Source organism: Lactobacillus sp. VURO6/B1 (VP7), from assembly GCF_058139575.1.
This window is the reverse complement of sequence record NZ_JBVOWJ010000012.1, coordinates 31,062-45,891: the sequence shown is the minus strand read 5'-3', so window position 1 is coordinate 45,891 and position 14,830 is coordinate 31,062. Positions and strand designations below refer to the sequence as shown.

Annotated in this window: 20 protein-coding genes and 2 other annotated features; of the genes, 18 read left to right on the top strand and 2 right to left on the bottom strand. The window is 36.3% G+C overall.

Features of this window, described 5'->3' with window-relative positions; translation table 11 throughout:
- The first annotated feature begins 143 nt into the window (after window positions 1-143).
- The 16 genes from ACZ2M0_RS07805 (at window position 144) to ACZ2M0_RS07730 (ending at window position 11,834) form a co-directional block, all read left to right on the top strand.
- The gene (locus tag ACZ2M0_RS07805; protein ID WP_490059061.1) at window positions 144-881 is read left to right on the top strand and encodes an amino acid ABC transporter ATP-binding protein; all 738 of its coding nucleotides are present in this window, start codon (window positions 144-146) and stop codon (window positions 879-881) included.
- Window positions 882-895: 14 nt separating this feature from the next.
- Entirely contained in the window at window positions 896-1,714 is an 819-nt protein-coding gene (locus ACZ2M0_RS07800) for a transporter substrate-binding domain-containing protein (protein ID WP_490059060.1), read from the top strand.
- Window positions 1,711-2,349, top strand: a complete 639-nt coding sequence (locus ACZ2M0_RS07795) for an amino acid ABC transporter permease (RefSeq protein ID WP_187154987.1) — start codon at window positions 1,711-1,713, stop codon at window positions 2,347-2,349. The genes ACZ2M0_RS07800 and ACZ2M0_RS07795 overlap by 4 nt, the downstream gene beginning before the upstream one ends.
- Before the next feature lie 13 nt (window positions 2,350-2,362).
- Complete coding sequence (locus tag ACZ2M0_RS07790; RefSeq protein WP_490059059.1) at window positions 2,363-3,028, top strand: amino acid ABC transporter permease; 666 nt, start codon at window positions 2,363-2,365, stop codon at window positions 3,026-3,028.
- Window positions 3,029-3,079: 51 nt separating this feature from the next.
- Window positions 3,080-3,191 (top strand) — a sequence feature (ribosomal protein L20 leader region).
- A 37-nt stretch (window positions 3,192-3,228) separates the two neighbouring features.
- Window positions 3,229-3,741, top strand: coding sequence for a translation initiation factor IF-3 (gene infC / locus ACZ2M0_RS07785; RefSeq protein ID WP_034980154.1), 513 nt, complete (start codon window positions 3,229-3,231; stop codon window positions 3,739-3,741).
- Between the two features lie 21 nt (window positions 3,742-3,762).
- Window positions 3,763-3,963, top strand: coding sequence for a 50S ribosomal protein L35 (gene rpmI, locus ACZ2M0_RS07780; RefSeq protein ID WP_034980158.1), 201 nt, complete (start codon window positions 3,763-3,765; stop codon window positions 3,961-3,963).
- A 36-nt stretch (window positions 3,964-3,999) separates the two neighbouring features.
- Window positions 4,000-4,356, top strand: coding sequence for a 50S ribosomal protein L20 (gene rplT, locus ACZ2M0_RS07775; RefSeq protein WP_187154985.1), 357 nt, complete (start codon window positions 4,000-4,002; stop codon window positions 4,354-4,356).
- A 106-nt stretch (window positions 4,357-4,462) separates the two neighbouring features.
- Window positions 4,463-4,987: a YqeG family HAD IIIA-type phosphatase gene (locus ACZ2M0_RS07770; RefSeq protein WP_490059058.1), complete on the top strand. Its 525-nt coding sequence runs from the start codon at window positions 4,463-4,465 to the stop codon at window positions 4,985-4,987.
- Window positions 4,980-6,095: a ribosome biogenesis GTPase YqeH gene (gene yqeH / locus ACZ2M0_RS07765; protein ID WP_490059057.1), complete on the top strand. Its 1,116-nt coding sequence runs from the start codon at window positions 4,980-4,982 to the stop codon at window positions 6,093-6,095. Before ACZ2M0_RS07770 ends, yqeH begins: the two co-directional genes overlap by 8 nt.
- An 8-nt stretch (window positions 6,096-6,103) precedes the next feature.
- On the top strand, window positions 6,104-6,745 hold the full coding sequence (locus ACZ2M0_RS07760) for a nicotinate-nucleotide adenylyltransferase (RefSeq protein ID WP_045928309.1): 642 nt from the start codon (window positions 6,104-6,106) through the stop codon (window positions 6,743-6,745).
- Complete coding sequence (yqeK, locus tag ACZ2M0_RS07755; RefSeq protein WP_490059056.1) at window positions 6,738-7,334, top strand: bis(5'-nucleosyl)-tetraphosphatase (symmetrical) YqeK; 597 nt, start codon at window positions 6,738-6,740, stop codon at window positions 7,332-7,334. The genes ACZ2M0_RS07760 and yqeK overlap by 8 nt, the downstream gene beginning before the upstream one ends.
- 9 nt (window positions 7,335-7,343) lie before the next feature.
- Entirely contained in the window at window positions 7,344-7,691 is a 348-nt protein-coding gene (gene rsfS / locus ACZ2M0_RS07750) for a ribosome silencing factor (RefSeq protein WP_490059055.1), read from the top strand.
- 6 nt (window positions 7,692-7,697) lie between these two features.
- Window positions 7,698-8,852, top strand: coding sequence for a nucleotidyltransferase (locus ACZ2M0_RS07745; RefSeq protein WP_419513404.1), 1,155 nt, complete (start codon window positions 7,698-7,700; stop codon window positions 8,850-8,852).
- Window positions 8,853-9,407, top strand: a complete 555-nt coding sequence (locus ACZ2M0_RS07740) for a DUF177 domain-containing protein (protein ID WP_462984901.1) — start codon at window positions 8,853-8,855, stop codon at window positions 9,405-9,407.
- Window positions 9,408-9,559: 152 nt separating this feature from the next.
- Window positions 9,560-10,273, top strand: a complete 714-nt coding sequence (locus ACZ2M0_RS07735; protein WP_045928304.1) for a response regulator transcription factor — start codon at window positions 9,560-9,562, stop codon at window positions 10,271-10,273.
- Complete coding sequence (locus ACZ2M0_RS07730) at window positions 10,251-11,834, top strand: HAMP domain-containing sensor histidine kinase (protein ID WP_490059054.1); 1,584 nt, start codon at window positions 10,251-10,253, stop codon at window positions 11,832-11,834. The genes ACZ2M0_RS07735 and ACZ2M0_RS07730 overlap by 23 nt, the downstream gene beginning before the upstream one ends.
- Window positions 11,835-11,926: 92 nt before the next feature.
- On the opposite strand, the gene yidC is transcribed toward ACZ2M0_RS07730, so the two are convergent.
- Window positions 11,927-12,892 carry a membrane protein insertase YidC gene (yidC, locus tag ACZ2M0_RS07725; protein WP_046332315.1) on the bottom strand — a complete coding sequence of 322 codons (966 nt, stop codon included), beginning with the start codon at window positions 12,890-12,892 and terminating at the stop codon, window positions 11,927-11,929.
- 33 nt (window positions 12,893-12,925) lie between these two features.
- A complete protein-coding gene (locus tag ACZ2M0_RS07720; RefSeq protein ID WP_490059053.1) occupies window positions 12,926-13,258 on the bottom strand; it encodes an acylphosphatase in 333 nt (110 codons plus the stop codon).
- A gap of 93 nt (window positions 13,259-13,351) precedes the next feature.
- Here ACZ2M0_RS07720 and ACZ2M0_RS07715 point away from each other — a divergent pair, with 93 nt between their 5' ends.
- Together ACZ2M0_RS07715 and ACZ2M0_RS07710 are read left to right on the top strand one after the other, a co-directional pair.
- Window positions 13,352-14,122, top strand: coding sequence for a TrmH family RNA methyltransferase (locus tag ACZ2M0_RS07715; protein ID WP_490059052.1), 771 nt, complete (start codon window positions 13,352-13,354; stop codon window positions 14,120-14,122).
- A gap of 80 nt (window positions 14,123-14,202) precedes the next feature.
- Entirely contained in the window at window positions 14,203-14,553 is a 351-nt protein-coding gene (locus tag ACZ2M0_RS07710) for a winged helix-turn-helix transcriptional regulator (RefSeq protein WP_046332312.1), read from the top strand.
- 48 nt (window positions 14,554-14,601) lie between these two features.
- Window positions 14,602-14,804, top strand: a binding site (T-box leader).
- The last annotated feature ends 26 nt before the right edge of the window (window positions 14,805-14,830 follow it).

The following is a 14,830-nucleotide window of genomic DNA, read 5'->3' as shown; positions in this document are numbered from 1 at the left end:
TAGACCTTAAATATAAAAACCGCTAAAATTTGCACGTCGAGTAACAAAATGTAGTGTTGACGGGATGCACTTTTGATTAATTAATCAATTGCTAAAAATTGAGTTGGATAGTTAAATTACGACTGCTAAAAAGGAGCAATATTATGTCAATGGTAGAATTTCATGACGTGCAGAAATTTTATGGCAAATTTCACGCGTTGCATAGTATTAATTTACAAATCGATAAAGGCGAAACTGTTGTTTTAATCGGACCTTCTGGTTCCGGCAAGAGTACGCTTATTAGAACAATAAACCGCTTAGAGTCAATCCAGGGTGGAAAGCTGATAGTTAATAATCAGGATTTATCCAATCCCAAGACTGACTCAAATAGGTTGCGCCAGGATGTCGGTATGGTTTTCCAACACTTTAATCTCTATAAAAACAAAAATGTTTTGGAAAATGTGATGCTGGCACCACGAATTGTCAGTCATATGCCTGAGGATGAAAATAAAAAGCAGGCAATGCATTTGCTGGATATGGTTGGTGTGGCTGATAAAGCCCAAAATATGCCAGCACAGATATCTGGTGGACAAAAGCAACGTGTAGCAATTGCTCGATCTTTAGCGATGCATCCCAAATTACTGCTTTTTGATGAACCAACTTCAGCGCTTGATCCGGAGATGATTGATGAAGTTTTACAAGTAATTAAAAAGATTACTTCGTCTAGCGATATGACCTCTTTGATCGTGACCCACGAAATGGGTTTTGCCAAAGAAGTTGCTAACCGGGTCATCTTTATGGATCAGGGTCAAATTGTTGAAGATGATGACAGTTCTTCCTTCTTTAAACAGCCGCAAACAGAACGGGCGCAGCAATTTTTAAGCAAAATAATAGCGCATTAAGAGGGGGCAATATCATGAAAAAATTAATTTGCTCAATCTCGCTATTTTTGGGAATGTTCCTTTTATCTGGTTGTGGCAATAGTGTCACTGACCAGTCAGCTTTGAAAAATGTGCGCTCGTCCAATACCATTACTTGGGCAGTTGAAGGTGACAAAAAACTTTTTAGTCTAATCGATATTAGAGATGATAAAGAAAAGGGCTTTGATATTGATATGGCCAAAGCCATTACCAGAGAAATTTTAGGTCCTAAAGGGCAGGCTCGCTTTACGCTTGCCACTTCACAGTCGAGAATACCTTTATTGAAAAATGGTAACGTTGATGCGGTAATTGCCACTCTGACAATTACTCCTGAAAGAGCACAAGTAATTAGTTTTTCCAAATCGTATTTTCAGGCTGGTAAATCATTTCTTGTCCCTAAAGGATCAAAAATTAAAAAGCCAAGTGATCTTAATGGCAAAACTGTAATTGGGATTGTTGGCGATAATTCTGTTGAGGCAGTAAAGAAAGTTGCGCCCAGAGCCAAAGTTGTCGCAATGCAGGACTATGGTCAGGCTGTATCAGCTTTGAAATCGCATCAAGGTGATGCTTTGACTAGTGATAATGGTATTTTATATGGTTTAGCCGCACAGAGTCCCGGGAGCCTTGAAGTAACTGGAGGAACTTATACTAAAGAACCTTATGGTATTGCAGTAAATAAAAATCAAGAACCATTTCACAGAGCTATTAATAAGGCGATTGATAAGATTCAAAAAAGCGGAGAATACAATCGCTTAATTAAAAAATGGTTCGGTCAAGTTCCTGGTTTTAACTATAAGGAGATGTATATTAAATGATTCGTATCTTTAATAATTTTAGTAGTCAACTAGTTTCAGGTTTTGGCTGGACTATTTTATCAAGCCTCTTAACATTAATATTTAGCCTGATTTTTGGAGTTTTAATAGCCCTTTTAGAGGTTATTCCTAATAAAGCGGCAAATAAAATCGGTAGAATTTACGTTGAAATTTTTCGTAATATTCCATTATTGATTATTGTAATGTTCTTTTACTTAATAGTTCCAAAATATTTTGTCAAAATAGACGGCTTTACTGCAGGTACAATTGGCTTATTCTTGTATACCTCAGCATTTATTGCAGAAATAATTCGCTCTGGTATTCAGTCTGTTTCCCAAGGCCAAATGGAAGGTGCCAGATCTACGGGGATGACTTATAAGCAAGCTATGCGCTACGTAGTTCTTCCCCAGGCTTTTAAAATTGTTATTCCACCATTAGGTAATCAATTTGTCAATTTAATCAAAGATTCGTCAATTTTAGCTTTTGTTGCGGGTTTTGATCTAATGTATCAAGCTAATGCAATTGCTTCTGTGACTTTTGATACTATTAACAGTTATTTCGTAATCGGTGTGCTGTATTTAATAATTACTATGCCGTTAAGTTATTATATGCAATACTTAGAAAAGAAAATGGCGTAGGGAGGCGATTAAAATGCAAACATGGATTAATGCCCTATCATGGTTAAACTTCGGTTTTCTGTTAAAGGGGCTAGCAGTCACATTATTTATTTCAGTTTTCGCCATTGTATTAAGTTTTATTTTCGGATCAGTGCTGGGAATAATTCGCTATGCCAAAATTAAATTTATTTCTGCAATTGTTGGTTTCCTTATAGATATTGTTAGAAACTTACCCTTATTATTAATTATCTTCTTTACCTATTTTGGGTTGCCCAATATTGGTCTGAGACCTGGAGCAATTTTGTCAGCGATTATTGCAATGACAATCTTTGAATCCAGCATGATTGCCGAAATTGTGCGCTCTGGTATTCAGTCAGTTGCCGTAGGTCAAATTGAAGGGGCAAGGTCTACAGGAATGACATTTGTGCAAGCTCTGTGGCACGTTGTTTTGCCCCAGGCATATCGGCACATGATACCTACTATTATTGGTCAGTTTGTATCTTTGGTTAAGGATACGTCATTAGCAACTATCATTGTCGTACCTGAATTAATGCAACACGCACAGGTTATTTATGGTCAAAACGCCAATTATATCGTACCAATGTTTGCTGCTTTAACACTTTTGTACTTTATTGTTTGCTTTTCCCTATCCGTTATCGGTAATAGACTCAATAAACGTTTAGCACAAAGCAAAGTATGAAAACTTATCTTATTGACACATTCGCAAAAGACGAGTATAATTACGAAAGTTGAGAACAAGAAGAAGCTTCCCGCTTCTCGCCTAAGTTAAGTTGACCTCTAGGCTGATCGATATTTTCTGTTGATTAAGGGCGGGTAAAGTTTACCCGTCTTTTTCTTGTCCTCAGATTAACACGGAGGTGAAGAATTATTCCAAGGAATTTGATATTGAACGATCAAATTCGCGCTCGCGAAGTTCGTTTAATTAATGAAGATGGTGAACAAGTTGGTGTTGTTACTAAAACTGAGGCTTTACGCCAAGCAAGTGTTGCAAATTTAGATTTAGTTCTAATTTCGCCTAATGCCAAGCCACCTGTTGCTCGTATCATGGACTATGGTAAATACCGTTTCCAGCAACAAAAGAAGGTTAAAGAATCCCGGAAAAAGTCTAAAACGGTTAGTGTAAAAGAAATCCGTTTAAGTCCAACGATTGAGGGTAACGATTTTAACACCAAGTTAAAACATGCGCGTAAGTTTATCACCAAGGAGGGTGCTAAAGTCCGCGTTTCGATCAGGTTCAGAGGTCGAGCAATCACTCATAAGGAACTAGGTCGTGAAGTGTTGGAAAAAATGGCTGAAGCCACATCCGATATTGCTACTGTAATTAGCAAACCCAAGATGGAAGGCCGTTCAATGTTCTTAATGCTCGCTCCGAAGAGTGACAAAAATAATTAGTTAATTTGGAGGAATTAGAAAATGCCAAAAATGAAAACCCACCGCGCTTCTGCTAAGCGTTTTAAGAGAACTGCTTCTGGTCAATTAAAGCGTCATCACGCTTTTACCGGCCACCGTTTCCACGGCAAGACTAAGAAACAACGTCGTCATTTGAGAAAGGCTGCAATGGTTTCACGCAGTGACTTGAAGCGCATCAAACAGATGCTCTCTCAAATGCGTTAATCAAATATATAAAACGATATTTAGGAGGAATTTTAGATGCCAAGAGTTAAGGGTGGAACAGTTACACGTAAACGTCGTAAAAAGATTATGAAGCTTGCCAAGGGTTACCGTGGCGCAAAGCATATGCAATTTAAAGCTGCAAGTACACAATTATTTGTATCTTACAGATATGCGTTTCGTGACAGAAGAAAACGCAAGAGTGACTTCAGAAAGTTATGGATTGCCAGAATCAATGCTGCAGCAAGACAAAATGATATTTCATATTCTAAGTTAATGCACGGCTTGAAATTAGCTGGTGTTGATATTAACCGTAAGATGTTAGCTGATATTGCTTATAACGATTCAAAGACTTTTGCAAAATTAGCAGAAACTGCTAAAAAGGCTTTAAATTAACCAAAAATGGCGCTTATGGCGCCGTTTTTTTATGTCGAAATTTAGCACTTGCAGTAGATAATTTGGTATATTAAACTAGTGCAATGATAGATAAGAAGGAAATTGAATGTTATTCAGACCACACTATACAATTGACACGATTTATCATTTAGATATTAAAGTGCTAAAGCAAATAGGTATCAAAGCTGTATTTTCAGATTTGGACAATACTCTTTTAGCTTGGAATGAATTTGAGACTGCTGCCAAAATGAATAATCTCAATAAGGAATTAGCTCAAGCTAGTATTAAGTTAGTTGTGATTTCTAATAATAATGCTGAAAGAGTAGGCAAAGTTTTAAATCCTTATCACATTGACTTTGTAGCCAAGTCTAAAAAGCCGTTGCCCTTTGCCATAACTAAAAAAAGAAAGAGTATGGGGTTAAAAAAAGACCAGGTTATGATGGTTGGTGATCAGTTAATCACAGATATACAAGCAGGAAACTTGGCTGGTGTAGAATCCGTATTAGTAAAACCGCTTATTCAAACTGATAAGTGGAATACACGTATTAATCGCTTTTTTGAGAAAATTATTTTTTTCTTTTTAAATCTTTCACACCCGGTTACATTTAAGGAGACATTAAAAAATGGATGACCAAATTATTTGTATTGGTTGCGGAGCAGTTCTTCAGGCTGATAATGCAGAAGAAGCAGGCTATTTGCCTGCCTCGCGTTTAAAACAGGCGCAAGAAAGTGAAGCTGACGGCAATGATATTTATTGTCAGCGTTGTTTTCGGCTGCGCCATTATAATGAAATTATGCCAGTCGAATCTGACAATGATGATTTTTTAAAATTATTAAATTCCTTGTCAGAGAAGAAAGCCTTAATTGTAAATGTTGTAGACCTATTTGATTTCACCAACTCCTTGCTTTCAGCAATTAAACGCTTTATTGGAAAAAATGATTTTATTCTTGTTGGCAATAAATTTGATCTTTTCCCGCAAAATTCGCGTCAAAGCAAAATAAAGGATTGGATGCGGCAAGAAGCCAATCGAATTGGGTTATATCCTAAGAAAATATTTCTGGTAAGTGCAAAAAGCAAGACTAATTTGCCAGAACTGATAGCGTATTTAGATCAAAATTCACATGATCAAGATGTTTATTTTGTAGGAACGACTAATGTAGGCAAATCCACCCTTCTTAATGCAGTTATTGACCAGATGGGTGATATCCAAAATTTAATCACCACTTCCCGCTTTCCGGGTACAACACTTGATAAGATTGAAATTCCTCTGGCAAATGGTCATTTTTTAGTTGACACACCGGGTATAATAACGGAAAATCAACTGGCTACGCGTTTGAATGCTCAGGAATTGAGCTTGATTTCACCGCAAAAGCAGCTTAAGCCTGTAACTTTTCAGCTTAATCCAGGTAACACTTTATTTTTAGCTGGATTGGGCAGAGTAGACTTTTTAAAAGGTGGGAAAGCAAGTTTTACGGTTTATGCAGCACGGGGATTATATATTCACAGGACTAAAACGGAAAATGCTGATAGTTTCTATGCCAAACACCTGGGCGAATTGCTTAATCCGCCAGCACAAAGTGCTGAGTTGCCACCTTTAAAAGGAAAGGAATATCATACTAAAGAAAAAAGTGATTTGCTTTTTGGTGGGATAGGTTTTGTTACTATCCCTGCAAATTGTTTGGTTAGAATATATACACCAGATCAAATTGGTTTAGGTATTAGACGTGCATTAATTTAGAGGATATAATGATTGCTATTGCTAAGAATTATCAAAAAACGCCAACTGTTGAAGTAGCTGAAGAAAAAATAGAGCCTAAAAAGGGGCGTCAAATCGGTATTTTTGGTGGAACTTTTAATCCAATTCATTTAGGTCATTTAATAGTAGCGGAGCAAGTATTGACTAAACTTCATCTTGATGAAGTTTGGTTTATTCCCACCAATGTTCCTCCATTAAAGGATCGGCCAGTAGTTTCTGCCCAAGATCGTGCAAATATGCTTGAGCTAGGTACTCAGGATAATCCTCGGTTTCAAGTAAAATTATTTGAATTATATCGTGGAGGAGTTTCATATACGGTTGATACTTTAAGATATTTACGTGAATCTCAACCTGAAAATCATTATTACTTGATTATGGGCAGCGATCAAGTTAATAATTTAGGTGAGTGGAAAGAGCCTACTAAATTGGCTCAACTGGCAACTCTTGTCGGAGTTCAAAGAGCTGGCTATCCCCAAAAAGCTAAATTACCAATGATTTGGGTTGATGTTCCTGCCATTGCAATTAGTTCTAGCCTTGTGAGGCAAACTATTGCGATTGGGGGCTCAATTAGATACCTGGTACCAGATACAGTGAGGAATTATATTCAGAAAAAAGGCTTATATCATGAATGATTTATTTTTCAAAAAAACTTATTCAACTTTATCTAGTGCTGAAATTGTGGCTAAAGAAAAAAGTAATATGACTGAAGACCGTTTTGAGCATTGTATTGGGGTTAGCAAAACTGCTCAAAGATTAGCAGAGTTAAACCACTATGATGAAGATAAAGCCGCATTAGCCGGATTCATACATGATTATGCAAAACAAGTTTCAGTTGAGGATTATCGTGAAGTAATTAAAACTAAGGGCTTTGATCAAGATCTGTTAAATTGGAATCGAAGCATTTGGCATGGTATTGTGGGTACATATTTTATCCAGAGAGATCTGAAAATTACTGATTCAGAAATTTTAACGGCAGTACGCAGGCATACAACGGCCGATGTTGAAATGACGACCTTAGATAAAATTGTATTTATGGCTGATTACATTGAGCCTGGCAGGTCGTTTCCAGGAGTTGAAGAAGCGCGTAAAATAACTTATGCTAATCTTGATAAGGGAGTCGGCTACCAATTAGCACATACTCTTGAATTTTTAATTGAAAAAAGAAATAAAATCTATCCACGTACTTTAGACGCTTATAATGTTTGGGGTATTGAAGAATAAGGAGAAAAATTGACTAGTAAAGAAATATTGGCTTTTACTCTAAAGGCAATTAGTGATCGTCATGGAGAAGATACTGCAGCTTACGACATGCAAGGACATAGTATTTTAGCTGATTATTATGTTGTGACCAGTGCTGGTTCCAACAGACAATTACATGCTATAGCTAATGCTATCATTGATGAAGCTCACAAGATTAACTATTATGATTATCGCGTTGAAGGCACGAGTGAATCAAATTGGCTTCTGCTCGATTTAGGCGATGTTGTGGTAAATGTTTTTACTGAAGATGCACGTGATTTTTACAATGTTGAAAAACTGTGGGTTAACGGTAAAAAATTAGAATTAAAGGAAGATTAGCAAACAATGAGTGTAGTAGGGATCATTGCGGAATACAATCCCTTCCATAGTGGGCATGAATTTTTAATGAATCAGGCTCGCTATATTGCTGGCAGTAAAGACCCGATCATTGTTGTCATGTCAGGCAATTATGTTCAACGTGGGGAAATGGCAATTATGGATAAGTGGTCTCGCACGCAAGCAGCGCTTGAAAGTGGTGCTGATTTAGTATTTGAACTGCCATTTTCCACTTCGGTTGAACCAGCTGATTTGTTTGCACTTGGCAGTATTGACCAATTGGTCAAAGTCGGCGTCACTGACTTAATTTTTGGTGTTGAAGACGCTACACAAAATTATGCTTATTTAGGTAGCAAGATTGCTGAAATCCCACAAAGTCATATGGACTTTAATGATTACAGTCAAACCTATTCAACTCAATATAATCAAATGGTCGCAAGAGAAGTTGGTCATGAAGTTAGTGAGCCCAATGCGATTCTTGCTTTGGCTTATGCTGTTGCTAATCATAATTTGGGCACGCCCTTGGTTTTGCATCCAGTTAATCGGATTGGTGCCGGTCATGATGATGTCTTGCAGAGCAATAAAGTTGTTCAAAGTGCCAGTGCAATTCGAAATATGATTCTCCATAATGAAACTAATTATATTTTAGAGCAATGGCTGCCCAAAAAAGAGGTACAGCTTTTATTTCAACAAAAGAATTATCCAAATTGGAATCTGATGTTTCCGTTTTTGAAGTATAGGTTGGAATCTTCTTCAGTTTCAGAACTGAGAAGAATATACCAAATGAGTGAAGGTCTTGAGTATAAAATGAAACATGAAATTCATGCAGCCCAAACCTTTACGGAATTTTTGCGAAGAGTTAAGTCAAAGCGTTATACATATTCCCGCTTGCGCCGTCTGAGCCTGTATACGCTTTTAAATGTAACTCAGGAAGACATGATTGACAGCTTTAACTATGAATCGCTTCTACTTCTAGGCTACAGCAAACTTGGGAGAAAATATCTTAAAGATATCAGAAAAAAAACATCTGCGAATATTATTTCGAAGGTTGATCAAAAAAATACTAAAAATGGTTCAATGAAATTACAATTACGTGTTGATCGCTTTTTTGAACAACTTATGGCAGTTGATCAAAACTTCGGACAACGTCCGCTGGAGGTCTAAATGTTAACTTTAAATTTTATTCAAATTAAAAATAGTAATGAACCTCTGACCCATATTGAATGCAAGCTTGAATTAACAGAGGAATTTATCAAGCGAAGTCACGGTTTAGTTTATCAGGTTGATAATGTGATAGTCTCAGGTGATGCTTTTTACAATCAACCATATGTTACTGGAGACTTTCAAGTCCAAGCCAGTTTGATTGTTCCATCTAGCCGCAGTTTGAATCCTGTTGAATTTACTGAAAATTTTCGCTTTAGTGAAAATTATACTGATATGGATGTGGCTAAAGAAGAAATTGATGAAAGTGACATCCCGATCGTAAAAGTAAAAAATGAAGTTATTAACTTGCAAAAAGCAGTTGAAGACAATATTTTACTGCATATCCCAACTACAATTTTGACTGCAGAAGAAAGAGAACAAAATATTTATCCTGAAGGAAAAGGTTGGGCTGTGATTTCAGAGGACGAATTTGCTAAGAAAGAAAAGGAACAAATAAATCCTGCCTTTGCTAAATTAAAAGATTTATTTAAAGAAAATAATGAGAACCACAATTAGTTAAATAAGAATAATTGAATATAATTAGAAATCAGTATTGTTGAAATGCTGGTTTTTAATCTTGTTTTAAAAGCATTTTTAAAGTATGCTTTACTTGTTGACAAGAATAAAATTAAATTAATCAAAATTAAGTTTTAAAAGGATGACGAAAAATGGCAAGAATATTAATTGTTGAAGATGAAAAAAATTTGGCGCGTTTTGTGGAATTGGAATTAAAACATGAAAAATATGATACCGTAGTTGAAAGTAATGGTCGCAAAGCCTTAGATTTGGCTTTGAAAGAAGATTTCGATGCTATTCTGCTAGATCTCATGCTTCCTGATCTTAACGGTTTAGAAATTGCCCGTCGAGTTCGTCAAGTTAAGAGCACACCAATAATTATGATGACTGCACGCGATTCTGTCATTGACCGTGTCTCTGGTCTTGATCATGGAGCTGACGATTATATTGTTAAGCCATTTGCTATTGAAGAACTTTTGGCGCGCTTACGCGCAGTTTTACGCAGAGTAAAAATTGAAAAAGATGCTTCAGACGATTCCGTTGAGAAGAAAGTAGTTAAATTTAAGGATCTTACTATTGAAACTGCAAATAGAATTGTTCGCCGTGGTGATGGTAAAGCTGTTGATTTAACTAAGCGTGAATATAACTTGCTCATGACCTTGATTAAGAATAAGAACAACGTTGTTAGCCGTGATCAGTTGCTCGCAAAAATTTGGGGACCCGGTTCAAATATCGAAACTAACGTTGTCGAAGTTTATGTACGTTATTTACGCAATAAAATAGACGTTCCTGGCAGACAATCATATATCAAGACGGTTCGTGGAACTGGCTACATGGTAAGAGATGAGGATGATGAAAAGAAGTAAAAAGAGATCACAAAAGGAGACCAATCACTCATCGCTTATCTTACGGTGGGTAAGCATCGTCGCTTTGACGATTATGGTCTCTTTTATTGTTTTTTCCGTAATAATATATTCATTTGTTGGTCAACAATCGATGGTCCAGCAAAAGGAAACCTCAAATGAGATGGTAAGCAAACTCAATAGTAGTTTGAACAGAATTCCAAATCAATTAGAAATTGCAAATGTTGTTCCTGCATTAACACCATCGACCAGAGAAGTATTAAAAGGCAATCCTCCGATTGGGTCTGACGAACGCAAAAGCAGTGCTTTTAATGACGATTTGTTGTCATCACTAACAAACCCCGATTTGAGCGTAGTCGTCTATAATCTTAGACAAGAGGATGTCTTTGATAATGGTGGCAAAATTTTACCTTTTAAAAAAATAAAAAGTGACTATGAGATGACTCGCGTTAATAAGAATCATAAACAAGAGTTAATTACTTATCAAAAGGTTAGAGCTGCTCATTCAGGAAAAGTTACAGGATATATTGTTGTTGCCAATAAAATGACCTACTATAATGGGTTAATGAAAGACCTTTTAAAGTGGATGGTAAGGATTTCTTTAATCGCCATCGTATTTTTTACATTGGTAGCTTATATAATTGTTCGCGACATTGTTAAGCCTGTAAAAGAAATGTCACGAGTTGCTATGGAAGTTAATGATGATCCAAATAGTACAGTGAGAATCAGGGATTTTCACCGTCATGATGAATTGCAAGAATTAGCAGTTTCTTTTAACCAAATGCTAGATCGGATGCAACGTTATATTGATCAGCAAAAAGAATTCGTGGGTGATGTTTCCCATGAGCTCCGCACTCCTGTCGCGGTCATTGAAGGTCATTTAAACATGCTCAAACGTTGGGGTAAGGATGATCCGGAGATTTTGGAGGAATCAATAGATGCCTCTTTACAAGAAGCTAAAAGAATGCAACATTTAATTCAAGAAATGCTGGATTTAACGCGTGCAGAACAAATCAATGTGCAGTATCCTAATGCTGTTACCAAGGTTTCTGATGTTCTTAAGCGGGTTGTCGGTGATATGTCACTTGTTCACAAGGATTTTATTATCAGACTGGACATGGACGATTTACCTCTCGACACGGAAATCCAGATTTATCAAGGACACCTGGAGCAATTACTTGTTATTTTAATTGATAATGGTGTTAAATATTCCACAGACCGCAAGGAAATGAACGTTTCGGCTGGATTATCACAAGATGATGTACATATTATAGTCCAAGATTTTGGTGAAGGTATTTCTGAAAAGGAGCAAAGCAAAATCTTCAATAGATTTTACCGGGTTGATAAAGCCAGAACACGAGAAAAGGGTGGTAATGGTTTAGGTTTATCAATTGCTCAAAAATTAGTTACCAGTTATCATGGAAAAATTAGTGTTGAATCCGTTGAAGGACAAGGTAGTCAGTTTATAATGCAATTTCCGGCACTTTCAAAGGCTCAATCCGAAAAACTACATAAACGTGAACAAGCTGAAAAAGCAAAAAAAGATAAAAAAGAAACTAATTAAAAAAGACCTTTTTAAGTCTGTTGATTATTTGTTCAATGTAATCAAATTTAGACTTAAAAGGTCTTTTTACTTCTGAATTTATAAACTAACAACTAGTGTCGTTTTTGTTGCTTTCCTTTGTTACGATTACGTAACTTTTCGTGCAATTCTTTTGTTTGCTCAGACTGAACCGGAGAAGCCTTTTTAACATTAAGAAGCTCGTCTACTTTTTCTTTTGTTACTACTTCAGTGATAGGTTCACGTTTTAATTCTTCATCAACTTCTTTTTTAACTTTAGGCATAATGATGAAGGATACGATCAATTGCTGGATAACAGAGAAGATGTTACCAGCTGCCCAATATAAAGCAACAGATCCAGAAACCGAGAGGCAGATGAAGAGCGTCATAATAGGATTCATAAGCATCATTGACTGCATTTGCTTTTTTTGCTCCTGCGGTATGCCCACAAGTGAAAGGTAACCTTGTAAGAATGCAAAAATAGTTGCGATAACAGTTACCGCGATCGATCTGCTACTTAATGAAATGCCAAAGAATGAAGAACTGGCCAAGCTTTGTGAGTACATCACTGCATCGTAAATTCCAATCATAATTGGAAACTGGATAATTAATGGCAAACACCCCATTCCACCTGTTAATGATAAGTGGTTACGGGAATAAAGTTCACGCTGCCACCCAGCCAATGTCATTTGTTGGTCCTGGTTGAGATCTTTGCGCTTCATAGTATCCTGGATTAGCTTCATCTGAGGTTGCAGGCGTGCCATTTTTTCTTGTTGGGTAGTTGATTTCTTTTGCTGATTAAGCATTAAAGGCAAGAGAATCATTCTTACTACAAAGGTCATTAGGATAATGGCCCAGCCAGCCCCATTAGCTCCACCGATGATATTAGAGAAGTAGAGCATGATGTTTTGCATGGGTTTGCCGATAAATTTATAGATTGACCCGTATATAAAGCCCGTTGGGGGCTTATTAACTCCACCATTTTGTGCACAAGCAGTCACAAACAGCATGACTGCTAGGCAAACACTAATTAGTCCGATATATTTGCGAAATTTTTTCATTCAATTCACCCAATTATTATTTTTTGCCAATAACTAATATAATACATGAAAACCACTCATTTTGCTTATTTTTGTTAGTTTTTCTTTTTTGATATTTGAAATGCGTGCAAATTGAGAAATATTCTTAGGCAATTCAGCACAAAATTGATTGACTCGGCTTAATTCAGCTTGTAAAGTAATTGTGACAGTTTCATCACTGTTATTGCGAACATTGCCAGTCATCCCCATTTTTTGCGCAAGATTTAATACGCTCCAGCGAAAACCTACACCTTGAACGATACCTGAAACAGTTAATTGCCAAGTTTCTTTTGAATCATTGGTCGGGTTACTTTTTCTTTTGTTCTTGTGCTTGTTAAAAAATCCCATAATAATCCTTCCTAGTCCTGCTTTCTTGATTTTAACATTTTATCAGCTTGAAATTAAAATAATATATTGATGAAGATGAAAGAAGAGATTTAGATGTCAGAACAAATAACTTCCGTAAATAATAAGCTAATAAAAAATTTAACTAAATTAAAACAAAAAAAATATCGACAAGAAAATGGCTTATATATGATTGAAGGCTTTCACTTGGTTACAGAGGCTTTCAAAGCCAAAAAAAGCTACGAGTATCTTTTAGGGACTGAGGAAGCTTTAGCGGAGATCAAAGATATTTTTCCCCAACTAGTGATAAGCCAAAAAACTGTCATAATCAATTTATCCGTTGCTCACCATCTTGCAAGTACAAAAAATTCTCAAAATATTTTTATGGTTTTAAAGATTGGTCAACCTCAAAACTATCATTTAAATTTTGGTAAGTGGGTATTGCTAGATCATCTGGCAGATCCTGGCAATGTGGGAACAATTATCAGAACTGCAGATGCAGCGGGATTTAATGGTGTCGTTTTATCCCCTGAAAGTGTTGACATCTATAATCCCAAGACTCAACGCGCAATGCAGGGCAGTCAATTCCATATCAATGTAATTACGGAAAACTTATTAACAGTTATAAAAGAAATGCAAGATAATACCATACCAATTTATTCAAGTATGTTAGATAAAAACGCCAAGGAATTACCAGAATTTAAAAAAGTACCGCAAGTTGGTATTGTTATTGGTAACGAAGCACATGGCGTTACTTCAGAGGTAGCAGAAATCTGTGATCAGAAACTATATATTCCTATCAAAGGTCAAGCCGAATCTTTAAACGCTGCTGTGGCTGCGGGCATTATTATTTACTATTTCTCTTAACTCTTAATGCTTGTTTTTAGTAAGTATATTTAATATAATAAAAGGCGAAACAGACACTTTCTTGTGGGAGGGACAGTATCATGCCTCAAGGTATTAAGGACAAAAATTGTGCTGGTTGTGGTGCTCCTAATTATGAGTACTGTAAACATTTTATTAACGCGTTTAAAATTATTGGTAAAAAGTGGAACGGTTTAATTATTAGTTCACTCTGTGCCGGAGATTATATGCGCTTTAAAGACTTAGCACAATGCGTTTTGCCTTGCTCTGACCGTGTTTTAGTTGAAAGATTAAAAGAATTAGAAAAAGAAGATATTGTTAACCGTTCAGTTGATGGTAAAACAAAGATTATTTCTTACAGTCTGACACAAAAGGGTGAAGAATTAAAGCCCGTTTTTGATCAAATTCATGGTTGGGCCGATAAATGGGTCTAATTTGTCTAATCCTCTTGCATGTTTTTTAAAAAAGATATATTCTATTAACTAATTACAAAGAGTAAGACTAGTAGCAGCAATCATTTAGTCAGAGAGACCTTTTTATTGAGCTGAAAGAAAGGTTTAAACGGAACTGTGAATTTCACCTTACTAGTAGAATCTAATCCATTCCGGTATTCACCGTTATCGAAACATGAGTGTGGGCATTTTCTGTCCAAACTAGGGTGGTACCGCGAAGCTTCGTCCCTTTTGGGATGAAGCTTTTTTGTTTGATTTG